We start from the raw sequence: 26,027 nt of genomic DNA, 5'->3' as shown, positions 1-26,027 counted from the left end.
CTAATTATTCAGAATTTAATACCTTTGCTATGTTTGAAACGTATAATATCTAAATCCCTAACGTTCATCGCAGTTCCTTTGGTTAGAGCCTAACATACTGCTTTAAGATATAATTTGCCATTAGGATTTCTATCGCGGATTACACGTCCAAATGTACATTACCACTCATTAAATTGTATAGTTTTTCATTCTGATATTCATAATCCAAACATAACTATCCAAAAGCATCCTCCTTTTGATATGCAGTTTATTTTCTCTAACTTTCCACGCTACATTCTAATACTACCTTATATTGTAATCAAAATAATAAACGAATTATTTTCTCAAGTTGTCAAAATCACTAATAAATCATATTTATTAGTGATTTTGACAACTTGATTTCTCCTCTAAAAACGTAATATTACTGTAAATTGTTTTCCAAAAAATAATTATGTATATCTACAATTATTACAACAAGGAATGAACACCAATGTTATCCTATCCCTTATAACTGTTTTAACTTAAGTATGAAATTCATTTTTGAAGTGAAAATGATGTGGGGTATGTCTATGAGGTTTAGTCTTCCAAAAAAAATTGTAATGAGTAAATTCTTACCAAGAAAACGTTATTCGTATTGATGATACATATATAAACCATATTTTCACTCAGTCATTCTAGGACAATTGAAGTGGCTTAAACTTGCCACTTCAATTGTCCTAGAAATGTTTCATCTTTATCTAACATCAAATTAACACTATAAGCAAAAAGCTACTTATAATTCAGATGTTTTTCCTTAAAAATTTTTTGATTTATCTTTTGCAGGTAAAATGTAGTTTTCCCCTTTTTCATATATAGAAAGTATTCTTTTCAAGAAAGTAACTTTTGGTACTAACCAATAAGCAATTATCGCTGAAACAATCCCTAATATAGCACCTGTTATAACATCGAAAGGATAATGAACTCCTACCCAGATACGAGAAATGGCTACACAGAATGCAAGTGTAATCCATAGCCAACCAATCTTTTTATGAACAAGCCAAAATGAAAAACAAATTGAAAAGAATAAAATTGTATGGTCACTTGGAAATGAATTATCAACAGCATGCTCTACCAATTTATTAACATTGGGTAACTCTGCAAATGGTTGATAGTTTGAATGAAACTTTCCTGCTATTTTCCCGATAACCTCAGCAATCACAAAAGCAATCATCGCTTGAACAACCATCATTCGATTTTGGTTAGATCGAGTAAACCAATACACTACAATAATTAAAGCTAAGAAATATACCATATATTCTGCCACGAACGTCATAGTAGAATTGAGAAATGGGTACTGTTTACCTAAATCGTTAACGGCTCGAAAAGCATCAATATTGAATTGAGAAAAAGACATTTTCAAACTCCTCCTTACCATATATAAATCAAACGCTAATTATAATTTTTTAATCTACTTTTTGTTACTACCTAATAGTTTTAGATGGTCCCATTTTATTTTTCTTAATGAATATCTACCTTTTTAAAATATGAAATCAATAATACTAATCCAATAATAGATGTTCCGAATATACCTATATAGGAGTACTCGGGAGGATAAGTGGGCTGAAGCGTATTTCTTGAGATATCACCTGCTGCTGCCCATGGAAACAATCCTCTATGTTCTGAATTTGCTGTCATTAAATTAATCATGGTTATTACAACTGTAAATACAATGGTCGGTACGTAATTCTTAAGTACAATTGTTAAAAGTATGATTGGTGTTGATAAAATAAAAAGCAATAATCCACCTATCAAAAACTGTACAAAAGATTCCCTTATTAAGGATGAACTTAGTCCATCAAATTGAAATATTATCCCTAATAATAATGTTAATCCCCATGCTACAAAAGTTAACATCATAATCCACGAAAATAGAAGTAGGAATTTACTTATAAGAAAATTCATACGTGATACAGGTATAGTTAATAAATTCTTTAATGTATCTTCTGTATATTCCCGAATAAATAGGTAGGCGGTTACTACCCCATATAGTGGTACTCCTATTATTAGAACAGTATATAAATTTACTTCACCAAACAATTGACTAAATACAATAGTAGGAGTAGGATGTTTAGTTTTTAAGCTTACAAATGATGCTACTACTACCATAAAAGGTACTACCGATGCACCGAGAATACTAATTAAGAACATATGGGATCTTTTTAGCTTTAATAATTCTGTATATAACAGATTAACCAATTGTTCCACCTCCAACTAATTTTGTGAAGTAATCTTCTAATCTGTCTTCACTCATCAAGATTTTCAAAACCTGAATATCATTTTGTACAAATATTTTATTAATATCTCCTTGTTGCCCAAGTTTAGAATACACGCGAATAATCCCCTCATTATGAACTTCATAATCAAAAATACCAAAGTTTTTCTCTAAGATTTTTGTAGCTTTATTGTCATTCGATACTTGAAACTCAATATATTTGCGATTCTTTTTTCTAAGGCTGTTAAATTCGATTTCCTCTAAGAGCTTACCTTCATGAATGATCCCCATATGATCTACTAACTGTTCTATTTCCGATAAAATGTGGCTGGATATTAATAAAGTAATTTTTCTTTCTTTAGCCAAATTTTGTATCAATCTTCTAATTTCCTTAATTCCTATTGGATCCAAACCATTAGTAGGCTCATCTAATATTAATAATTCTGGGTAATGAAGAAGAGATCTAGCAATCCCTAATCTTTGCTTCATCCCTAAAGAATATTTGCCCACAAGCTTTTTAGTTTCATGTTGCAATCCCACGATTTCTAACGCTTCATCAATTGCATTTTTTTTGTGTATCCCAATAATTTTCGCATTAATTAGTAGATTTTCCCGTGCTGTAAGATTCTCATAAAATCCAGGAACTTCAACAATAGACCCAATTCTTTTAAGGATTTCTTTTTGATTTTTTAATAAATCTTCTCCAAATATTTCAATCTTTCCATGGGTGGGCTTTATCAATCCTAATAACATTCTAATTGTAGTCGTCTTCCCTGCACCATTTCGACCTAAAAAGCCGTAAATTTCTCCTTGATTTACGGTTATATTAAGATTATCCACTGATTTCTGATTGCCATAAATCTTTGTTAAATTTGTAGTCTTTATTATTGCGCTCATGTAAGAACACCAACTTTCTTGTATGCTTATGTTTTTAGTATAGAAAGCAAATTTTAAACCGGGCTTAACTATTTCTTAACTATTTCTTAATTATGAAATTAACTATTCATCATTAACTCCATCTTGCTCCCTTGTACAATAAAGATAACCCCACTCTCCTTTGACTTTGATATAAGTCTCATCTAGATGCTAAGTATAGTATGTAAATTTGTTTTTCTTTTTCCAAATCTGATTAACATCAGGGTATGTTACAATTACTTGACCTTTATGTAATAAGTCTTCAAACACTACTATTTCTCTTTCTTGCTGTTTAGTACCAACGAAAGTAATGGCTAGCTTTACAAAACCTTTTTTCTTTTTCAATAAACTTAATCTCAACAGTTACTTCTTTACCCTCAATTAATAATTGAGGGTAATTAGTATACAATTGATAAAAGAAAAAAGAAAACGTGAAATTCAAAATTTAATGGATAAACTATTTGAATATTAATTCTTCAAACGAGAAGAGCCCTCCAAATAGGACGGCCCTTCTTTATTTCACATACAAATAGGCTTACTTACAGTAATTTTTTTGTATAGGACTTTTTCTTAACACATATACTATTTTTGAACCTGTTTACCAATACGCGTCCTGTTGGTATCTTAAATTCCTCTTAAAAAGGGCTGCAGATACGACTGCATGCCCTTTTATTTACGTTGCTTCTCTATATTGAATAAAATAATTAAAAAATAAAAATGTAATATTACATATTTTTTCTGTTCAGATTATGTTAGGATTTACTTCGTAGTCGAATTATGGTTTCGTAGCTAATTCAGCAATATGTGAACTGTTTACCTAAAGAAAAGACACCCAAAAGGTGTCTTTTCTTCTTTTAATCTAAAAAACATTTTTTCTTTTCAGTAAGATCCAATTATCCCTCTAACCTAAACCTCATAATTAAAGGCAATTTAATCATGGTACTCAAGAGTTTTCATCTATTTCAATATAAATATATTTTAATTTAAAATCCCATTTCCAGCACTATATTTGCTTTCCTACAGATTTTCTGTCTTGTTCTTAATTCTGTCAAAATCCTCATGTAGCTATACAAAGAATATATGCTACTATGATATTAAGAAACTATGCGTTCCCTTAACCCTGTATCCGGCCCTGTATTTATTACAGGGTCTTTGTTTATTTTATTTACTTTTATCGGCTTATAAGGGTTAATACACAACCAATTTCAATTAAAACCGTTTAAATGTTAGTTAGAATTTGAAATAATATATCTATTAACTTTTTTAACAAATGTAATCTAATATTAAATTTCTAAATCTATACTGTACTATACACCAGTTAACACTATATAAATAGTATTAACTATCTTAATTGAATATTAGTAATAGTAAGTATAAACATTATCAATTTACTACATCTTACATTTATGTAAAAATAAATACATGTTAAGCTTTTTCAAAATCTTTCCCCTAATAAAGATTTGAAGTAGCATTTCATGATTCTCCTTACTGTTAATATGCCTTGAAAAAGAACCCTATAGGGTTCTTTTTCTTTTCATTATAACCTCAGTAAGTCCATACAAAAAGGACTGCTAATTATTTGCAGCCCTTTTACACGTTAATATACACTTGTATTACATGCTTAAAACTTTATTGTATTAGGTATTTATACCAACTAAACATGCCATTATCATTTAGATATATAACACTTCAAAGTTTAGAAGTATACAATAACAAATCTTTCCCAGCTTCCAGCTACATAACTAGTAGCTGTTAATTCTCTACCACCATTTGCTGATATATATCTACCATTACTTAGTGCTTGTAATACATATATCCTATTGTCTCCACCATTATATAAGATAAACTTTTCCCATGCACCAATTGATGTACGATCTGCTACTACTCTACCATTTGGCTCAAACAAAACATACTTCCCATTACTTTTAGTTTTTAAAGCGTACGTATATAATTCCCCAGTCCGAATTAATTCGAATTTCTCCCATTCATTAACTGCATTACGATTTGCTATTATATTTCCCGAAGGCTCAGCCGAAACATATTGTAAATTTGCTGCCTGTATAGCAACTGTCCAACTTCCATTTTACTTTAAAGGTTTAAACAATTGTGACCACATTTGTTTAAACCTCCACAATTTTTTCTAAGCTATTCTCTAAAAATCTTATTTTTCGTTGTAAATAAACCTGATTGGTACTCTTTATGCAAAAGAAAAGATGGAACCTTTAATTCAACTCCACCTTTTTTCGAAATAAAAAGCATCTAATTCTATTTGAATTAGATGCTTACCTTTAGTCCTTAAACCTAATATTCTAAACTATTTACGCGTTTGTAAATCTTTTTTTATTACATCCCAGAGTGAATTATCTTGACGCATCGGTTTACCCTCTTCATCCCATTTTATTTTTTCTGTTCCCAATTCATAATTCATCCCTGTCCATGTGTCTTCACGGAATGCATAGAATGATTTATGCCATCCTTTTTGGTTAAAGATAGAAATAAGATCTTGCATGTATTGAGTAGCACCTGGAACAGTACGGTTAATTCCAAACTCCTCTGCAATAATTCGATTAGATGGTACATGATTTTTCTTAGACCATTGTTGAATTGGCTTCAAAAACTTCTCTAATCCCTGTCTATTCCACATTACAGGTTTCTCTAAATCCCCTACTTTTACTAATCCTGGATATTGATATTCCTTGTTTTGTTTTTCACCTTGGCTCGTTAATTCATATGGTTCATACATATGAAATGCGTATAGTGTTTTTTTATCCTCTACTGGTTTTAAATATTTAAAGGCCCATGGAGTAGCATATAAACCTGAATCTAAAATAATCGGTGTTTCTTTGTCCACTTCACGAATGGAGTTAATCACCTTTTCATAAAATCTGTTTAAATCAGCTGTCGTTCCTTTTACTTTTGCATACCATTTCTCGTAATCTTCCGTCCAAAAATCATTATATCTATTATTTTTAGCTGTTTCTGGATGTGGTTCATTTATAATATTATAACCAACCACCGCGGGGTGATCTTTTAGTTCCAGAGCGAGGTCCTTCCAAAATTGACTTGCTTGTTCTTGATACTTCTCTTCTTCCCATATTCTGTCGTCATTCTTATTATTATTAAATTGACGCCATCGATCACCAGGTAAGGATAACATTGTAAGAACGACTTTCATTCCTTGTGATTGTGCGGCATCTAAATCCGCCTTTAATTTTTCTAGATCTTCCTTTACTAATCCCCGATAGTTATCTGCATTACCTATCAGAAAATCCTTTCCAGAAGTATCTGGTTTATCCTCAAATAGAAAATCTTTATCTTTTGCCCATTTATCAGGTGCTAAACGCACATATTCAATATTAGCTTCTTTTGCACTTTTATAGTTTTCAGGTAATGACGTACTATTCATGAAATTAGTACCCTTTCTTTTCGAATCCCAAAAACTAATTTTTGAATCTCCCTTGTGGTATGTATCAGCTCTTACATTCATTTCCTGTACTCCAAAACTCATCATGCCTAATAACGCAACAATTGGCAAAACTTTTTTCACAACTTTCCCTTCTTTCTCTTTATATTTAACACACATAACATACCTTTGTTTTGTTACAGGAATATGGCAATTTTCCAAAAATACCTTTTAAATTTATACATTGGTAGTTCATTCATAAAAAAAGAAAGAGATAATTAGAACGTTGCTTCATTTTAAAAGAAACAAAAAAGGAATCCTTTACGGATTCCTTTTTGCAATGCACTCTTTTTCAAATGGTACATTTTGCACCTACTTTTAGTATAACTTATAATTCCTATAAAATAAATAAGATTAACTGAAATTTACTTCAAATTGTGATAAAAAACATAATTAAGAAGCGCAGATAACTAAATATCATCCCTTTTATTAAATAATTCCCCCTCCAAACTAGGACCCTTTTACACCTTTTACAAATATTGTTATAATTAGATAAACTAAAGCATTATCCCATTAACAAAGAGAATCCATAATTGAAGTCCTTTTGTTAATTAGCTATTAAAAATGATAGCATGTGATTATTGTATAATTTCTTCCTTTTTTAGATCTGCATATTCTTCTACGAAATCCCATAAACCTTGCTTTTCGAAGTAAGAAATACTTTTTTCACTTCTTCTAAGAGTTTAATTGCTTCATCTTCATTAAGAGAACGTAAAATATTGAAATGATATACTCTTCATTTCCTAATTCCATACAAACTGCTAATCCTTTTTCAATAAGTTCTTTTACAATATTTGTTTTTCTTAGCTTATAGTGTTCACGCGCTTGTAAGAACAATGCTTTAAAATGGGCAATATTCTTCTCTGTCACTTCTGATAAATGACGAATTGCTAATTTAGATAAATTTTGAGTTGCATATAATAGTCCTAGATTATGCCTTACTATTAAAATCAATTTTTCTTCATGATGTTTTTGCAAAAGGTCAATGGAACGATTGAAATGTTCTTCCGCTTTTTCAAATTGCTTTAAGAATATACGAGCTGTCCCTAATGCGGTTTCACAAGAAGCAACTTTCACCTCATATCCCATTAGCCCTAAATACAAGGAATATAGATACTTATTTTACTTTCAAAGGCTGAAACCTTGCTGCATAACTACTGAAAATAAAATGAAAAGACGTTCAAATCCATATGGATAGATCGTCTTTTCACTTTATTTCATACATATACTGATTTTTCACTTATTCATTTTGTATTGTACTTAAAAAACCAATAAATTCATCTTCATTTACAGGTTTACTGTAGTAATAGCCCTGAATTAGATAACATGCAGTACGTTGTAACACTGTTAATTGTTCCTTCGTTTCTACCCCTTCTGCTATCACTTTCATGTTTAAAGTATGAGCAAGTGAAATAATGGTTTGTATAATTTCATCTCCATCAGTAGAAGTTCCAATCCTATTAACAAATTCTCTTGGAATTTTCAAAGTATCAATTGGATAAAGAGGCAGATACGCTAATGAAGAATAACCTGTACCCAAATCGTCAATTGATAAATGTACACCATATGATTTTAATGCTTTTAACTTCGATAAGGTTTCCTTTTCATCTACCATTGCTATTCGCTCTGTTAATTCCAAATCAATCGAATTAGCAGGTATTCCTATCTCTTCTATGGTAGATATAATGGTTTGAACAAAATCTTTCTGTTCAAACTCTATAGCTGATAAATTTATCCCCATCTTTAGATTTGAAAAGCCCGCAGAATGCCATTCTTTCAGTTGTTGACACGCTTTCTGTAACGTCCACTTCCCAATTGAAATAATCTGCGCCGTTTCTTCTGCGATAGGTATAAACTCAAAAGGAGAAATCAGCCCAAGCTCTGGATGTTGCCAACGTATTAAAGCCTCTGCACCAATAACCTTACCTGCCTTACTATCAATTTGTGGTTGATACAATAAAAACAACTCATTATTTTCAATTGCATTTGGTAAATCCTTTTCTAATCGTAATCGACGAGTTACTTTTTGAGATAATGTCTCGTCATACATACAAACAGCATTGTTACCTTTTTCCTTTGCGCTATACATAGCGATATCAGCGTGTTGTAAAAGTGTAGTAGTATTTATTCCTCCAAATGGATACACTGCTATTCCTATACTAAGAGATAAGTAAAAACTATGCTGATTTACTACAAATGGTTCTTCAGTTATACGAAATAGAGTTGTACACAAATCCAATAGCTGTTGCTCTGTTTGGTTATGGACAATGATCGCAAACTCATCACCACCTATTCTTGCTAGAGGAATAGTCGGTGACAGACATGTCCTAAAACGTTTGGCAACTTCTTTTAAAACCTTGTCACCAATCGAATGACCCAATGTATCATTAATAGTCTTAAAGCGATTTAAATCAATATACAGGAGCCCAAACTTATCCTGTGTTTTTTGTGCACGCTTAATAGATCTATCTAATTCTTGTTGGAAGAATATACGATTTCCAATCTCCGTCACCGTATCATGGAATGCAAGGTAATTTATCTCTTCCTGTTGTTGTTTCATCCTTGTTATGTCTTTTACCATTACATAGCTCCCAAAGGTTTGTCCTTCTATCATAATAGGAACTATAGTGACATACCAAAAGAGTATATCCTTCTCATTGTTATTTTTCACACGTAACTGTAGTGAAGATGAACTACATCGTTTCCCTTTCTTTATAGCTGCTTCCAATTCAGATTTATCTTCATCTAAAAAAATAGAGAAGCACTCTTTCCCTATCAATGCAGCACTTTCTTTCCCTATCAATGCAGCACTTTCTTTTCCTAATAACATACTTCCAGCCTGGTTTATATTTAATACGATACCGTTTGAATCAATCGTTAAAATAGGATCCGGATGATACTCATATAATGACTTAAATCTCTCTTGATTTTTTACTAAATCATTAGATTTATTTATTAAATCCCTTGTTCTTTGAGATACTGTTTGTTCTAATTGATTATTAAACACTTTTAATGTTTTAGTTAACTCTTTGTTTTGCATTCGTACGATTGTATGACGAATCAGTACAAATACAAAAGCAATACAATTTCCCGTAATTAATGTAGCTGAAGAAGTTTGCTCTTTCAAAGTAAAGCCAATTAAGACTGCAACTGCAAGATAAGGGAATATACCAAGAAGTTTCTCTCCAAATGTCGGATTAATAATAAAATAATTTCTTTTAGAAGAAGTATTCTTTGGGATTGTAGCAGCAATAGCGATAAATAATAGGAAAACTCTATACAAACACCTTAAAAATATAACTGAACGCTCTGACAAATCACCTTGTAAGTAAAAATACAAATAGTCCGTAATAGCCAATCCAGTTAATACTAGGATAAAAATAAACAATTTACTTTTTGCATTGAAAATAGCAGGTCGAAAGATCAGTGTAACTCCAAGTAATAGAAGCAATAAATCTATAATCGGAAAAATAAATGAGAGAAAAACATCTCCAATTGATAAGAATAAAATATTTGCAGATGGTTTATTAAATAGGTACCACTCTAATGTAAAAATAGCAGTAACAACAATGCATAAATCACAAAGTAAATACGCTTTCTCCCATTTGTTACATTCCATCATAATTTTATAAAAGAACGCAAAAAGAAAGAAGAATAAGAAAAACAGTAGAAATACATCAGAAATATTAAAATTTTGTATTGGTAATTCTACATTAAGTACTTGAAAAGCGGATATGAAATTCCCTATCAAAAAACACCCTATTGCAATAGTAATGCAAACCCAGAATACTCCTAACTTAATTTTTTGGGATAATATAGAATACAGTAATGAGATAAATACAGTAGTTTCAACGACTAAAGATGATAGTCGGATATTAAAATCTGATACGAAATAATGATTCGGAAAAACAAATAAAAATATAAAGCAAAAGCTTATATAAGTTATTAAAGCCAATATCAATACATAAAATTGCACATATACATGTTTACGCAATGGATTCACCTTCTTGATTTTTCTATACTTTTATTAAAAAATGGCTTGATGGTGGCACAAGTCCTACTAATTAAAATGTGTGCTACCTATTATCCATATTATGACCTTTTTAAAAGATTTCTTTCTACACACAACAATCTTATTAACTTTTTGTAGATGTTTACAATTATCAATACTGAGGATTCTAAAAAGGATAAGCTGAAAAATGTAATTTTTTAAGTATTTGAGCATCGTAAATTTGGCGGGTACAACTTATCTACTCTTTACATATGAGATAGAATCTACTCCTCTATTGGATTATAGTTGCTATCTGTCACACTTAAAAAGGAATGAAAATATACTATCATTAAAATAGAAATTCAAATTAGTTTACGAAACTAACCGTAACTATTATAGTTACACAAAAAGTTGATGTCAATTTCATATCCTCCCTTTTTAACGGACAAAAGACATGACCTATTGAACAAAAATGTGATGTTTATAAAAAGGGCGGTAAAGTTTTATCTCCTTACTCAAAGAATTATAAATGATTTAGAATTAGATGAAATTGAAGCTAATATTGCATCTCCCTAAAAAGAATGTTACTCTAAAAATAGAATTATGAAAGGAATGATGGATGAATAATGATTAACTAATTTATATTTTAAGTTGAATTTTATAACTTCAAACTACAAAATATAGGGTTAGTCTATCCATTTTTAAAATTCAGTTCATACTTTATTTGTCATGATTCAAATGATTAATAAGTACTTATTAAGTATAGACGAAAGACTAATCCTTCCGATTACAAATTGGGGGATTTTTTTATTCCCGTTTGTCTTAGTTGAAACTTACTAATTGTTAAATGTACTTCACAAATAAAGGAGCGAGAAAAATGAGTACTTCAGATACTATTGTTACACATGTAATGCTCTATATAAGTCGTTAATATCCATCAAACTTATATAGAGGAATTAAAAAATGGATGGATGTTCCGACTTTATATGAAACGTTTCGATATATAAAGGAGGAATTATTATGTCAATGATAAAGGTCCAAGACTTAACTTTTTCATACCCAGGTAGCTTTGATAATATTTTTGAAAGTGTAAACTTCCAAATAGATACGGATTGGAAGCTAGGATTTATTGGTAGAAACGGACGAGGTAAAACGACATTCTTTAATTTATTGTTAGGGAATTATGAGTATAGCGGGAAAATCCTTGCTTCAGTAGAATTCAATTACTTCCCCTACTCTGTTTCAGATAAGAACAAATTCACTCATGAAATCCTTGAAGAAATTTGTCCCCAAGCCGCAGATTGGGAACTTCTACGTGAGATATCCTATTTAAATGTTGATGCTGAGGTCATGTACAGACCATTTAAAACATTATCAAATGGGGAACAAACAAAAGTGTTGCTTGCTGCACTGTTTTTAAATGCGGGTCAATTTCTATTAATTGATGAACCAACAAATCACTTAGATACAGATGCACGAAAGATAGTCTCCGATTATCTAAGGAAGAAAAAAGGATTTATTTTAATTTCACATGACAGAATATTTTTAGATGGGTGCGTTGACCATATCCTATCTATTAATAGAGCAAATATTGAAGTTCAAAGTGGTAACTATTCTTCTTGGAAGTTAAATTTTGATAGACAGCAAGAACACGAGAAGGCTACAAATGAGCGTCTACAAAAAGACATAGGGCGATTAAAACAGTCTTCCAAACGTTCAGCAAGTTGGTCTAATGACGTGGAAGCTTCAAAAAATGGAACGAGGAATTCAGGCTCTAAGTTGGATAAGGGGTTTGTAGGACATAAAGCAGCCAAGATGATGAAAAGAGCAAAAAACCTTGAATCAAGGCAACAAAAAGCTATTGAGGAAAAATCAAAATTACTAAAAAATGTGGAAAAAACTGAGTCATTAAAATTGGAACAACTACAATTTAAATCAAATGAATTGGTTACTTTAGTTGACGTGTCCGTTAAGTACAATGATCAAATTGTGAATGAGCCGATTAGCTTCATAGTTGAACAAGGTGACCGAATTGTACTTGATGGAACGAATGGGAGCGGAAAAAGTAGTATCCTAAAACTAATTCTAGGACATCCGATACAGCATACAGGCTTAGTTACTTTAGGTACAGGACTCATCATTTCCTATGTCCAACAAGATACTTCTCATTTGAAGGGATCGCTATCAGGCTTTATTGAAGAGCACAAGATTGATGAAACCTTATTTAAGTCCATCCTAAGTAAGATGGACTTTGACCGAATTCAATTTGAAAAAGATATATCTCATTATTCTGGTGGACAAAAGAAAAAACTGCTTATCGCTAAAAGTTTATGTGAAAAAGCTCATATATATATATGGGACGAACCACTAAATTTTATAGATATCTATTCCCGTATGCAGATTGAAGAACTTATTCAACAATTTAATCCCACAATGGTTATTGTTGAGCATGATAAAATATTTCAACAAACAGTTGCAACGAAAACTATATCTATGTAGCTCAAAACGAATACTTGAAAATATAATCATTAACTTGAGTCCTTGAATTATAAAAACTTTAATGAATTGATAAAAAAAGCCTAATTTCTCTACAATACATTGAGAAATTAGGCTTTAAATAGTAATAATAGAATTCATAAACACTGAATAATTTACACATTAGGTTTATCTGTTAATGCAGTAACAATCCTGTCCACTAAGTCTTCGGGTAATCCATATTCCTTATTAACTACAGCCTGTATACTAGCAAAAGAACTTTCATTGTATTTTGATTGCCTTTTTCCTCTACTATCTTTCTCTTTATTTATGAAGTTTTCACGAGATTCATAGTTCATCTTATCTGGTTCTTTAGCAATAGATTGATTGGTGTAAATTATAAAGATACCTAACATCATAATTACACAAATGAAAATCCCTACTAATTTAAGTCTCATTATTCATTTCCTTCCTGCAACTCTTACTGTTTCTCGTTCATAATATCTCAACCATATCAAATTCATATTAATTTGAAGTAAAATTTTGTTCTTAACATATTTCTTAATAGAAAGACTGTATATCCTTCTATTTGTTTGACATCATTAAGATGCTCACAAATAGAAATAAATTCTATTCCTATATATAGATAAATAATCTAAAAATTTATATAATAAGATCAGAAGTATAGCATATTATTATTATTGGAAGGTCTTGGTATAATGCTAGGCATTAATGTAAAAAAAACAAATGAAGAGTTAATTATTTCATGGCAATTGGCGGAGATTATAATTCCATTACGTGATGTGATTGAGGTTACCGAAGATGCTACCTATGCTGGTGTTGAAGAAGTAGATGTAATATGTATTGGAACAGCTTATGGGACAACAGACCGTATTTTAATTAAAACAGTAAAACAAAATTATGTATTGTTTACTACAAATAAAGTTGCTATTTTAAATGCCATTCACGCTTAAATATAGGAGTCTTCTTAGCTAAAATGATAAAAATAAGCACATCTTGTTATAAAAACAGATGTGCTTATTTTTTAATTTCTATGCATTTTTACGTTTTAAGAAAATCACTCCACCAACAATTAATAGTAATGCTCCTGCAACCATAGAGATCCAACTTGTAAGATTAGTACCTGTTTGTGGTAACCATCCAATTTTAGATTGAATTTCTTTCTTAAGTTGTGGTTGTTCTTTTACTTGCTCGTTAGGTTGCTCTGGTGTTGGCGTATTTTTATCTGAATTTGGTTGTTCTGGTTTAGGTTGTTCCGGCTTTACCTCTTTAAATTTCACTGTTTGCCCCTTATCTTCAATTTCAGCGTGAATAGCTACTAATATATTATCTTGATACAGTTCTTCAAATACTACTACTTCTTTACCTTGTAGTTCAGAAGCATTTAATATGAAGTCTAATGTGATAGAACCATTCTTCTCTTTAGCAGTAAACTTAGATTCTACTGTTACTTCTTTACCATCAACTAATAATGGTTTGTTTGTTGCTTTATCCATTAGTTTGCCTTTCACAACGTACTCTTTACCCACGATTAAGTCTTTGTATTCCACTTTATCTTGGATTGTTACAGATTTAGAAACGTCTAACTCTTTAGAACCATCAGCTTTGTTTGTAGCTGTCGTTTTAATGGACGGTTCTACAAATCGAACTGTTTGACCTACATCGTTAATGTCAGCGTGAGTTGCAATTACTTGACCTTCATGTAATAAGTCTTCAAACACGACTACTTCTCTTCCTTGCTGTTCAGCACCAGCGAAAGTAAAGTCTAATGTTACAAAACCGTTCTTTTCTTTTGCAGTAAACTTAGTCTCAGCTGTTACTTCTTTACCATCAATTAATAATGGTTTGTTAATAGCTTTGTTCATTAGTTTACCTTTTACAGTGTACTCTTTACCTACAACTAAGTTAGTATACTCTACTTTGTCTTGAATAGTGATAGAATCCTTTGAATGAATCTCTTTTCCACCATCAGCTTTGTTTGTAGCTGTCGTTTTTATTGATGGCTTAACGAACTTAACTGTTTGACCTTTATCATTGATATCAGCATGTGTCGTAACAACTTTTCCGTCTTTCAGTAACTCTTCGAATACTACTACTTCTTTTTCTTCTAAACCAGTTGCATCAAATGTAAAGTCTAATGTAATAGAACCATTTGCTTCTTTTGGTGTAAACTTCGTTTCAGCTGTTACTTCTTTACCATTTACAACTAATGGTTTATTAGTCTCTTTATTCATTAATTTACCTTTTAAAGTGTACTCTTTACCTACTTGTAGATCTTTGTATTCCACTTTATCTTGGATTGTTACAGACTTAGACGTGTGCATTTCTTTTGTACCATCTGTTTTATCAGTAGCTGTTGTTTTTATTGAAGGAATCTTTTCATCTTTGACAATGTGTTTAATGATTTGACCATTCTCTTTAATTTCAAAAGAGAACGTTTCTTCATTTAATACATAGCCTTTTGGTGCAATAGTTTCGTTATATGTGTATTTTCCAAATGGTAATTTTTCAAATTTAGCGATTCCTTTATCGTCTGTTTTTCCTTTTACTACTTCTTTTCCTACTTCGTTATAAATCGTAAATTCTGCATTTGGAAGCTTGTTATTTCCATCAGCCACATCTACCTTTGTAATTTCTAGATCACCTTTGATAAGATGATTAACTGCCAATAACTCAATAATCTTCCCATGTTCTTTTATTTCGAACACGATTTGTTCTTTAACAAGAACGTAACCGTTTGGAGAAGCCTTTTCTACAAATGAATATTTACCATACGCTAAATCTTTGACGTTAATCTCGCCATTTTTATCTGTCTTATATTTCCCAACTACTTTTCCACTTTCATCTTTCAATTCAAATACTGCACCTTCTAATTTTTTACTAATATCTTCATTATCTACTTTTAGTAATTTTACACTACCTTTCACTTCGGTATTTTCCACTGTAAAAGTAAGTGTTTTATTGTGCTCTTTAATTTCAAAAGGATACTTTGTTTTATTTCCAACATATCCATTAGGTGTTTTTGTCTCTAAGAAATAATATTTACCATACGTAAGACCTTCAACGTTTGCAATTCCATTTTCTTTTGTTACTACTTTTTTCACTTCTTTTCCATCTTCAGTGAAGACTGTGAATTCAACATTTGGTAAAATCTTTCCTGAATCACTAAGCTTTTTAATTTCGATGTTACCTTTTACTTTGTTATTTACTATTTGGACAGCTCCTGTTTCTCCTGTCTTAACTTCAATAGTTTGTGGTTTATCATCTGAAACATAGCCTGTTGGTGCTTTAATTTCTTTTAATGTGTAAGTACCAATTGGTAAGTTGTTTAATTCTGCCATACCATCAGCACCAGTCGTGATTTTTCCGACTGATTCATTATTTGTATTAAAGACCTCAAATACTGCACCAGCTAAAACTTCTCCATTTTCTCCAACCTTTTTAATTTTTAAAGAACCAGCTGCTTCCCAATTTACTGCAAGATCACTACTAAGCTTTTCTTCATTTCTTTCTAATAGTACTGTAGCATTCTGAACAGTATCCGTACCACGGTAAGCAATTGCTTGAACTTTAGTTAAATTAGCAGCAACACTTAAATTAAATTCACCCGTTTTTGTATTCTTAGGAATTTGGATACGAAATTTTTCTCCAACTGAAAGCTGATCTTTCACTTCTCCATTTTCACTAACAATTCTAACTCCATTAGGTGCATTTTTCGCTACTACCTTATAAGAACCACTCTTAGCATTTGTTTGTACTGAATATAGATTTGTTTCGAAGAATTCACCCTTTAATTCTGCTTTTTGCTTTTCAGCAGGAATCACATTCATAAAAACATCTTGAGTCTCTTCACTATTATTAGCATTACTAATAATAGCCTTAGCTGCTTTTTCAACATTTTTATTCTCATGTTTTAATTCATTTACATCGAGTTGACCTAATGCATTCCAAACCGCAAGTTGCGTTGCATAATGCGCTTCATTTTTATTAGCTACTCCCAGCTGTTCAGCACTTTTTTGCGGGAAACCATTTAATAAGACTCTATATACTACATTATCTGTTTTCCCCATTTCAGGAAGATCTTCACCATTTGGTGATTTTAATCCAAGAGTTAAGCAATAAGCAATTTGACCACTTGAATTTTTAATCATTTCAGTGCGAATGTACTTAGCTAGACTGTTACTATAACTCCAGTCCATTGAATATTTCTCATGCGTCATAACCTCTGCACTAGCCCTAGGTAAAAATACATTAAGGAATAATACCAGTACTGATAATAATGTAAAAACTCTTATAATGACTCTCTTACCCAATTTTGTAACCTCCCTAGAATAAATTAATTCGAGTATATATCGCAATATCTAAAACATTCACGATCGACCCAATTATCATTATAAAACAATAAATTACAAATATTAAATAATTTTAATAAAATAGTCAAAAAATTTACACATTTTATTATTTATCAAGTTTTTTAACGAATTTACTATATACAAATTCTAAAACATGCCTACAATTTAAAAGACAAATATGTATGTTAAATATATAAATAGCAATTCCTTTACTCCAATTATTAAGCTTTCCCCCTATTAAAAATAGCCTTTTCACTTTCTTATTAATCTGAGTAATTTATACACCTCTTTTAATCTATTACACTCCTCCATTTAAATATAAAGGTGACTTCTTGTTCAAAGAATAAAGTGAAACTTTAATCCGCCCGATTCCCCTCTAACTTCTTTGCTTTCATTGAATTTTTGGGCGGGAGTCTTACTGCCCAAAAATAGCGGGATATATTATGCAATATTGCATTTGATAATCATTTTCGATGTAACTATAATGATTACAGGATTACTATTAATCCAATATTCTACATGGAGGTTTTATTATGTTTAAAAAAATTATTGTATCTTCTATGGCGCTTACTATGTTCGGTGGAGCTGCAACTATGCTAGAGGCACCTACTGCTCAAGCAGCTTCTTATAACTTAACGTCATCCTCTTACTTTGATGTCACTCCTGAAGAGGCCGTGGCTTTCTATCAATCTCAAGACTATAAAAAATTAAAAGTATTTTTGGATGACTTTGAAGCTAAAAACCCTTATACTCCAGGTGGAGGCTACGCTCAAGGGAGTGTACGTATGCAAAAATTCAACGATGCTCTTAGAGATGCCAAATTAACAAATGTCTACCAAGAATTTATTAGAATCTCATACTACAATCATTATCCAGAACCAAAATAATAACAACGGATAAAATGTTTATTATTTCTATAACTTAGTCTAATTTTAAATGTATAACCTAAAAATAATTACTAAAAACCACTCATATAAGAGTGGTTTTTCTATTTCCCCATATAATGTAGCTAAATGTTACATCATCTTTATTTTAATATCTTTTATAGTAGACATTCTCTCGTTGACACAATCTAGTAGGTTAGCAATGGGGATATCAAAATATATTTATAATTATTTTCTGTTTAATAGCAAAAAACGAACACCCTCTCACAATTAGATAAGGTGCTCGTTTTCATTTTTATCGGTAATTCTCAATTCATTTTAGCTTCTTTCCAATAAGCAAAGATTAAATTAACTTAAAAACAAAGCGTTTTAAATTTAATTCATAGATCTTACTGAAACTTGGAATTGCCCCTTAGAACCATCATCATTTGAAACGTAAATTTTATATGTTCCATTCGGTAATGGAGATAAAGCATTCCGTACATTTGTAACATTAATTTGTTGTTCTCCAGGTTTTATATAACCACCAACAATTAGCTCTGTATTTGGACCTTTTACACTATATCCCATTGTATTTTGACCATTATTTTTCATAGAGAAGCTTAAGTCAGTACTCCCATCATATACGAAAGAAGTTACAGCCTCGCCGCTATAATCCATTGTTTGAGTTAATAATAAGTCTGCAGAAACATGTTCAACTAAATGAATTGGATCATTCGTTTTGTGTACTTCTTCAGCATAAGTATTATTCCCTAACACACCAAGTGTTAATGCTGAAACTACTCCACAACTAAGCACTAGTTTATTTAACTTCATTTTAAGTTCCCCCTTGATGTTTGTATTCTATTACCATCATACATCCTTTTTTAAGTGCGTTTTTATGTAATAATTCATATCTATAAACCTATATATCTTAACTTTTCACCTTAATAGTTATTGAGAAAGCCACATAGATAAAGCTACAATATTACACTTCATAAAAAACATGTAAATTTTAAAGTCTTTTTCTAACAAAGTTTTATACGAGTAAGTACCAAAATAATCAAATAAATAGCATTTCTATTTCAGATAAAATGTACTAATAAAATTTTTCTAAAATTTCACTTTGTAATTTGATATATTCCATGTTAATATAACGAAGGCTACAAAACAGGAGTCACCACGCATATCATTTTTACAGAATATTCATACTTAAAAAGACTTATTTTATCAGTAACTCAATCCAAATTTCACCTATACAAAAGTTAGTTTATGATTTCATATGTACATAAATTTAAATAGATTTTTTATCTATTATTTTTTTCTATTTTCCTTATCAATTTTAATACGAGTAATATAACAGCACTTTTCAAGTACCCTTCCTTTTTTAAATAAAAAGTCTACTAATACTAAACATCTATGTCCAACTCATACATAATTCTACTTACAAACTATCGGAGATGCAAAACTATGGGAATTTCTACTCTTTTATTAAATACCTTTATTATAATAATTTGTATCCTTAGCTATCACGTATTTTGGCTAGAGTTTAAAGAAAAAATAACATGTAATAATATGTTATTTTCTATCCTTTCCTCCATTGCTATTATTTTTTGTATGACTTTTCCTTTTCATTTACATGTCGGATTTATTTATGATTTACGTTTTATTCCTATAATATTGGTTTTTCTATATGGAAATACAAAAAACATTGTTTTTATAGGAATTTTATATCTTTCTTATCGGTTTTACTTAGGCGGAAATGGCGTTCTTCCATCATTTATTATCTTCACTATTATTTTGGGTATAACAATGCTCTTTCGTTACTTATTACCTATGTATTTTAAAGAAAAAAAGATATCACTAAGCTTACTTCTTATTTTAGTATGTACAGCTTCACTTTCTATTTGCGGTATTGTAACTCAAATAAATACAGGAGGTAAAATAGACTCTACTCTCATAGAATTTTTATTAAATTATATAGTCATTAATATTTTCACATTATTATTATCAGTTTATTTTATAGAGGAAATGATTGAGAAATATAAAATGAAAGAAAAACTGCAACGGGCTGAAAAATTTTATATAGCTAGCGAACTAGCAGCTTCAATTGCACACGAAATCCACAATCCACTAACCACGGTACATGGATTCACTCAATTATTAAATGAAAAACATGCCTCTAAGCCTTCTCAGGATCAATACTTAGAAATCATGTTAATTGAAATGCAGCAAATACAATCTACTATTAATAACTATTTATCTTTAACCAAACCACAGAACACCCTAAAAGAAAAAATAGATATTAATCACATTTTAAATCAGGTGAAAGATACTATTTCACCACTCGCTCTATCATACAAAGTTGAAATCAAACAAAATAGTACAGATTCCTTTTATATAAATGGGGACCCCGAAAAATTCAAACTCTGTCTAAACAACATCATCCAAAACGGAATTGAAGCTATGAAAAATGGTGGATTATTACAAATAAATATACAAAAAGTAAAAGGAAATATCATAATTGATATTATTGATTCAGGAATTGGGATGTCATCTCAACAAATAAAACGAATTGCTTTGCCATTCTATTCAACAACAGAAAAAGGAACTGGGCTTGGTACTATGATTGCTTATAGTATTATTAGAGAATTAAACGGAGATATAGAAATAGAGAGTGAATTAGGGAAAGGGACACGCTTTTCTATTAGTATCCCTTGCTAACGTGATAACAATTTTCTGTTTAGTTAATTACATAAGCGCATTTTAAGAATCCCGTTAGCTAGCTAGCTTACTTATTAATTATCTTAAATTTATGTGTGTTAATTAAAACTAATAAGGATCAGAGCTTATCTATTGTTACAGATATACTCTGATCCTTTAGTTTAATTCAATTAAAAACACTTAATATTTATAACTTTTCTTACATCGTGATGAAATATTAGTTCATCGATTTTATCTCATTTACTGATTAGACTTGTTTAATGTAAATATAATATCTCGCGACACTTAATTTGTTATTATCATTAGGGACATTTCCTGCAGCTGTTTTTCCATTAAAGTACAGACCTTTTTCCATTCATTGAAAAAGGCAACTACCCTTTTACTACTTCACTTCCACCGTATAATTCCCTGTCCCCCCGCCATACTGATACACATGTAAATAATATTTTCCAGGATACGTGTAGTAACTACCTACTAGTTTATTCCCTTGTTGCTGAGCATACGTAACATAATTATTTAAATCTGCTTCAGAATAAAGTACCCAGTTCATTCCAATATTATTTTCATTCGTTACGTTAATTTGAAGATTTTTAGCAGTCTCCACATTAATTTCAAAGAAGTCACTTGTATCGCCATTTCCTAAACTAGCACGTAAAACTTGATTTAACTGCAGTTTGTTTGCTGTTTGGAATGAGTTATTCGGTTCTTTTTCTACACTGTTATCTTCTTTCTTTTGAACAGTTACAGTCGCTGTAGCAGTATTAGTTGCTCCTTTATCGTCTGTTACCGTTAATTTCGTCGTATACGTTCCTTCTTTTGTATATACGTGAATTGGATTTTGCTCATTACTTACTGCCCCATCACCAAACTCCCATTTATATGAAGTAATTTTCCCATCTTCATCTTTTGATCCGTCGCTTTTAAATGAAATTGCTTCATTTACATTTCCACTATACGGACCGTTTATAACTGCAACTGGTGCTTTATTCTCTGCACCTTCTTCTGTATTAATACCGTGGAACACAACATCATATTCAAATTGTCCTGATGCATTCACGCGATAATTTACGAAGTATGCTGTTACTGTTTTATAGCCTGTCCATTCCTTTGCACTTAAACGTTTTAACGTATCATTAACGTTTTGTGTAATTGTTTTCCAATCTTCATATTCTCCTCTTACTGTAGTTCCTGTATATGTTCCTTGTAGTGTGAATGTATTAAAGAACTGTGATTTATTTTTCTTCACTGATACATTTTTCAATTTTGCTTCCGCTGTTATTTCTGCCGCAATATCTGAAACTCGCTTCGATGCATGATTCGCTAAATAATCGTCTGATACTAATGGCACATTATATTTCTCACGATTATCAACTAGCATTTGCATATAATCTTGATATTCTTTATTTAAATTCGCATCTTTACTTAATGTAGAGCGATATGCATCATATGCTGTTATATCATTTTTCCTAATAAGATCATGTATTTTATCGAACATATCATATCTCTTATTGTACATATACGATTGTAAAGCAAAGGAATAATTATAGAAATCCCACGTTCCATACTTTGCATTTAACGTTCGCTCTGCCGTATAACGCTCTGCTGGATTTGAAGATACTCCTCCTATAATACTCTTTCTCGGTACAACATTATCCGTTCTCGTTGCCCCTGCAAAAAATTCAGCATTCCCTTCTTCAAACCAAGATAACCTTTCATTTTCATATATTTTCCCTTGTCCCCATAACCCTGGTACTTCATATCTACCTTGTAAATAATGCGTGAACTCGTGTCTGAATAATTCTTCTAAACTATAAATACTTTCTTCTAGCGTACGCTCATAAGTAAAGAACGTACCTGTTCCTTCTATATAAAGACCACCGTTATTCGTTTCATAACCGTACAATTGACGATTAAATTGATATTCTGCTGGGCTATTATAAATAACCATCGTTAATACATCATCAGGATTTCCTTTTTCTAAAGGTTGATCACTTTCAACCGTACGATGGAATTGTGCCTTCACTTCTTTTGCCGCCCAATATAAACGTTTTACTTTTTCTTCTGTCACTTTATCTCCAGCTTTTAAAACAATTGCCCCATCATCAAACGTATACGTTTTTGGCAAATATTTTTTCTTTCCCTCTTCTCTTATTTGATCTAAATTCACCACGTTACCATTTGCATCTTTTCCGCCATAATTCGTTGCGATTTGCTCAGCAGCTACGAAATATTGCTCCCCTAAATACGGGTAAATTTTCATCGCATCTGTTACAACTTGTAACCCTTTCGTTCCTGTATTATGGAACATACCGAGTCTACCTGTATAATAAATGCCATTATTAATAAGCCAACCGTTTTTTTCTGTAATCGTTCCCATTAATGCAAAACGACTTAGTTCATTAATATAACTATCTATTTTCTGATACCATACTGTATCTTTCGGTTCTTTCCTCGTATCGTACAAATACGATTGAATGTCGTAATCAATACCTTGCATAATATCGTAAATAGCATTTCCAGCTGAAAGATTATCTACTAATGTAGAAAAATTATCATTATATTGTTTAAAAATCTTTGCAGCCGATGTTATCGTTTCCACATCACTCGAAGCGTTTCCTATCAACTTTCCGTATGATGATACCACTCTATTTTGCTCTAATGTACCCAGCTTGAAATTTGAGTTGTTAGCTATCGCTTTTAATGCGGGTAAGCATTTATCATGATAACCCCGTTCATTTAATTTACTAAGTTCCGAATTATAAAATCCTAAATAAAATCCTGAACGTAATACCTCCACTAATGTCTCAATCCCTTTTGAATCATCCTTCGTATAGGCTTGTCCTTGCTGCTTCAATTTATCAATAATCGCCTGCATCCTACTATCATTTTGATAGAATGCTAGACTGTCTGTATTAAACTGAAATAGCCCCGTAATTTGCTCCCAATCAATTGTTACAAGTAAATCTACTAACTGCTGATTGCTTAATTGATTTAATTCAGCAATTGTATAAGTTTTCGCTACAGCTAATTGCTTACTTTCTTTTTTCACCTCAGGTGGTCTTTGTGATAAATCGGCAAATTGTAGCCTTTTCTCAAAAGACTTGCTTTCGAGCACTTTCGATGAATGAGCTAATTCTTGTACTGGTAGTTGTACACCGACTGGCTCCATTTTGAGCACATTTCGATAAGAAACTTGCTCTCCCTTAGTATCTTCTGCCAAACTTCCCCCTTGAAAACTCCCTAACATTAAACTAGCAAAACTTACCCCTACTAACATTTTCTTTGAATAGCCTTTCATGCTCTCCCCTACCTTACATTTTTAGTGTCCCGCTCCATTATTTTACTATTTTCACTTTATGTCCTGTATTGAGAAAAAATAAGGTAACGTTCACACATGTATTCATTCCATGTAAAATTAACGCTTGACTTTCCGTACATTTTATATCAAAAAAAGATAGATAATAGCAAAATTCCTGCTACATCTATCCTCATTTTCAACACTATGATTTTAACTTTATAAACGTAACTTCCGGTAATGTTTGCATATGCTGAATAAACTCATTCTGTTCTTCTGACGATATATTTTTCAGTTGCATCCCTATCTTATAAACAGTTTCTGTACCTTGCTGTGAAGCTTCCACCTCATATGAGAGTATTGGGATGCCTTTCACTTGTAGTGTTTCCAATACTTGTTGTACCGCTTCATGTTTGTTTACAAACATTTGCACTGTAATATTTTGTGGAAATAAAAATTGCACCTTAAAAATACGACTTACAATTTCTAAACCAATTAAAACGAGAATCGTCGCTCCAATGCCTACTACATACATTCCTGCTCCAATTGCTAATCCTATGCCGGCAGTAGCCCATAAACCAGCCGCGGTCGTTAATCCTTTCACCGCCTGTTTTTGAATAATAATTGTGCCTGCACCTAAAAAACCAACTCCACTAACGACTTGCGCTGCAATCCGACTTGGGTCTAGAGACGTATGCTCTTCATACACAATATCTGAAAAGGCATATTTCGAAACAACCATTATTAACGCACTTCCTACCCCTACGAGGAAATGAGTCTTTAATCCAGCTTCTTTCGATCGAATTTCTCTTTCAATACCAATCATTGCTCCTAACAAGCCAGCAACACCGATTCGTATAATAAAATCAAAATCTACACTCACGGGCACTTCCCCCTTTCATTCATTATAGATAGATAAAACAAAAATTATCACAAATATCCATTTATCAATATGAAAGAATATCACTAAAATAAACTTAATACTCCGACCGTTTTATGTTAATATTTTAAATATTAACATAAAATAAATAACTCCTAATTTTAAACCTTCACTAATTTTCTAAAAAACCAAAGGTGGATTACATGAAATTAGGTTGAGAAATTCCGGAAAACGCTTTCATTTTGTGTCATAATTTTTTATAAAAACTACATAAATAAAGGAGCTTACTAACAATGAACGTCTCGTTACTTACACCTACTACTGATTTACAAGAAGAATACTTAGATTTCTATAACGAATGGAAAGATAGCGATGAAAAAATGATCCCGTGGGTTATCTCAAAAAATCCTGCCAACTTCCCAGCTATGGTTCAAGAACTTCTCGATGCGCATAACGGAATAAATATCCCTGAAACTTGGGTACCAGACTCTACATATTGGCTTGTTACAGATGAAAATAAAATTGTGGGAGTTGTTAATATACGTCATAGTTTAACCGAACATTTATTTAACGCTGGCGGTCATATTGGTTATGGCATTCGCCCTTCTGAAAGAAGAAAAGGTTATGCTACGAAGTTACTAGCATTATCATTAGAAAAAACGAAGGAATTAGACATCACGAAAGTACTTGTCGTTTGCGACGCAGTGAATACCGCTTCTGAAAAAACAATTTTACATAACGGCGGGATTCGTAATGATGATTTCACTGAGGAAGATGGGAATGTAGTAAGAAGATATTGGATTGAGCTATGAATGATC

The 26,027-nt window shown here is 31.4% G+C and carries 14 protein-coding genes and 5 pseudogenes; 5 read left to right on the top strand and 14 right to left on the bottom strand.

All coding sequences use genetic code 11. The annotated features are described in order from the left end of the window. Positions 1 to 772: 772 nt before the first annotated feature. The 9 genes and pseudogenes from CGQ22_RS14420 to CGQ22_RS14385 form a co-directional block, all read right to left on the bottom strand. Positions 773 to 1,372 (bottom strand): undecaprenyl-diphosphatase, encoded by a 600-nt coding sequence (locus CGQ22_RS14420; RefSeq protein ID WP_000010574.1) that lies wholly within the window; start codon positions 1,370 to 1,372, stop codon positions 773 to 775. Positions 1,373 to 1,476: 104 nt separating this feature from the next. Beyond that, on the bottom strand, positions 1,477 to 2,214 hold the full coding sequence (locus CGQ22_RS14415; RefSeq protein WP_000247702.1) for an ABC transporter permease: 738 nt from the start codon (positions 2,212 to 2,214) through the stop codon (positions 1,477 to 1,479). Next, positions 2,207 to 3,127, bottom strand: coding sequence for an ABC transporter ATP-binding protein (locus tag CGQ22_RS14410; protein ID WP_001273092.1), 921 nt, complete (start codon positions 3,125 to 3,127; stop codon positions 2,207 to 2,209). Before CGQ22_RS14410 ends, CGQ22_RS14415 begins: the two co-directional genes overlap by 8 nt. A gap of 117 nt (positions 3,128 to 3,244) precedes the next feature. Then, positions 3,245 to 3,364: pseudogene (locus CGQ22_RS32465) on the bottom strand (IS6 family transposase); the annotation flags it as partial. Next, a pseudogene (locus tag CGQ22_RS32930) lies at positions 3,353 to 3,533 on the bottom strand (VaFE repeat-containing surface-anchored protein); the annotation flags it as partial. The pseudogenes CGQ22_RS32930 and CGQ22_RS32465, both read right to left, overlap by 12 nt. A gap of 1,308 nt (positions 3,534 to 4,841) precedes the next feature. Continuing rightward, positions 4,842 to 5,228, bottom strand: a pseudogene (locus tag CGQ22_RS14400) (fascin domain-containing protein); the annotation flags it as partial. Between the two features lie 231 nt (positions 5,229 to 5,459). Continuing rightward, entirely contained in the window at positions 5,460 to 6,728 is a 1,269-nt protein-coding gene (locus tag CGQ22_RS14395) for a glycoside hydrolase family 5 protein (protein ID WP_002026152.1), read from the bottom strand. A 482-nt stretch (positions 6,729 to 7,210) separates the two neighbouring features. Beyond that, a pseudogene (locus CGQ22_RS32925) lies at positions 7,211 to 7,694 on the bottom strand (tetratricopeptide repeat protein); the annotation flags it as partial. A 154-nt stretch (positions 7,695 to 7,848) separates the two neighbouring features. Then, positions 7,849 to 10,602: a sensor domain-containing protein gene (locus CGQ22_RS14385; protein WP_139032782.1), complete on the bottom strand. Its 2,754-nt coding sequence runs from the start codon at positions 10,600 to 10,602 to the stop codon at positions 7,849 to 7,851. Positions 10,603 to 11,619: 1,017 nt separating this feature from the next. On the opposite strand from CGQ22_RS14385, the gene CGQ22_RS14380 reads away from it, so the two are divergent. Then, positions 11,620 to 13,098, top strand: a complete 1,479-nt coding sequence (locus tag CGQ22_RS14380) for an Lsa family ABC-F type ribosomal protection protein (RefSeq protein ID WP_000061799.1) — start codon at positions 11,620 to 11,622, stop codon at positions 13,096 to 13,098. A gap of 200 nt (positions 13,099 to 13,298) precedes the next feature. Here the strand turns inward: CGQ22_RS14380 and CGQ22_RS14375 are convergent. Then, positions 13,299 to 13,532, bottom strand: a pseudogene (locus CGQ22_RS14375) (hypothetical protein); the annotation flags it as partial. A 261-nt stretch (positions 13,533 to 13,793) separates the two neighbouring features. Here CGQ22_RS14375 and CGQ22_RS14370 point away from each other — a divergent pair. Next, a complete protein-coding gene (locus CGQ22_RS14370; protein ID WP_061884458.1) occupies positions 13,794 to 14,048 on the top strand; it encodes a SunI/YnzG family protein in 255 nt (84 codons plus the stop codon). A 78-nt stretch (positions 14,049 to 14,126) separates the two neighbouring features. Here the strand turns inward: CGQ22_RS14370 and CGQ22_RS14365 are convergent, their stop codons facing one another. Next, complete coding sequence (locus CGQ22_RS14365) at positions 14,127 to 17,408, bottom strand: VaFE repeat-containing surface-anchored protein (protein ID WP_061884459.1); 3,282 nt, start codon at positions 17,406 to 17,408, stop codon at positions 14,127 to 14,129. Positions 17,409 to 17,980: 572 nt separating this feature from the next. Between CGQ22_RS14365 and CGQ22_RS14360 the strand changes: the two genes are divergently transcribed. Beyond that, the gene (locus CGQ22_RS14360) at positions 17,981 to 18,334 is read left to right on the top strand and encodes a hypothetical protein (protein WP_000473480.1); all 354 of its coding nucleotides are present in this window, start codon (positions 17,981 to 17,983) and stop codon (positions 18,332 to 18,334) included. Positions 18,335 to 18,706: 372 nt separating this feature from the next. On the opposite strand, the gene CGQ22_RS14355 is transcribed toward CGQ22_RS14360, so the two are convergent. Further along, a complete protein-coding gene (locus CGQ22_RS14355; protein WP_000773515.1) occupies positions 18,707 to 19,147 on the bottom strand; it encodes a hypothetical protein in 441 nt (146 codons plus the stop codon). A 633-nt stretch (positions 19,148 to 19,780) separates the two neighbouring features. On the opposite strand from CGQ22_RS14355, the gene CGQ22_RS14350 reads away from it, so the two are divergent. Beyond that, positions 19,781 to 21,034: an ATP-binding protein gene (locus CGQ22_RS14350; protein ID WP_000513015.1), complete on the top strand. Its 1,254-nt coding sequence runs from the start codon at positions 19,781 to 19,783 to the stop codon at positions 21,032 to 21,034. A gap of 382 nt (positions 21,035 to 21,416) precedes the next feature. On the opposite strand, the gene colA is transcribed toward CGQ22_RS14350, so the two are convergent. Together colA and CGQ22_RS14340 are read right to left on the bottom strand one after the other, a co-directional pair. Then, on the bottom strand, positions 21,417 to 24,332 hold the full coding sequence (colA, locus tag CGQ22_RS14345; RefSeq protein WP_089148873.1) for a collagenase ColA: 2,916 nt from the start codon (positions 24,330 to 24,332) through the stop codon (positions 21,417 to 21,419). 202 nt (positions 24,333 to 24,534) lie between these two features. Beyond that, on the bottom strand, positions 24,535 to 25,212 hold the full coding sequence (locus tag CGQ22_RS14340; protein ID WP_089148872.1) for an MgtC/SapB family protein: 678 nt from the start codon (positions 25,210 to 25,212) through the stop codon (positions 24,535 to 24,537). A 290-nt stretch (positions 25,213 to 25,502) separates the two neighbouring features. On the opposite strand from CGQ22_RS14340, the gene CGQ22_RS14335 reads away from it, so the two are divergent. Then, on the top strand, positions 25,503 to 26,021 hold the full coding sequence (locus CGQ22_RS14335; protein ID WP_089148871.1) for a GNAT family N-acetyltransferase: 519 nt from the start codon (positions 25,503 to 25,505) through the stop codon (positions 26,019 to 26,021). Positions 26,022 to 26,027 lie beyond the last annotated feature (6 nt).

Source organism: Bacillus sp. M13(2017), assembly GCF_002218325.1.
GTDB classification, from domain to species: domain Bacteria; phylum Bacillota; class Bacilli; order Bacillales; family Bacillaceae_G; genus Bacillus_A; species Bacillus_A thuringiensis_K.
Note: the sequence above shows the minus strand (reverse complement) of the source record. Positions and strands in the feature narration are given on the sequence as shown.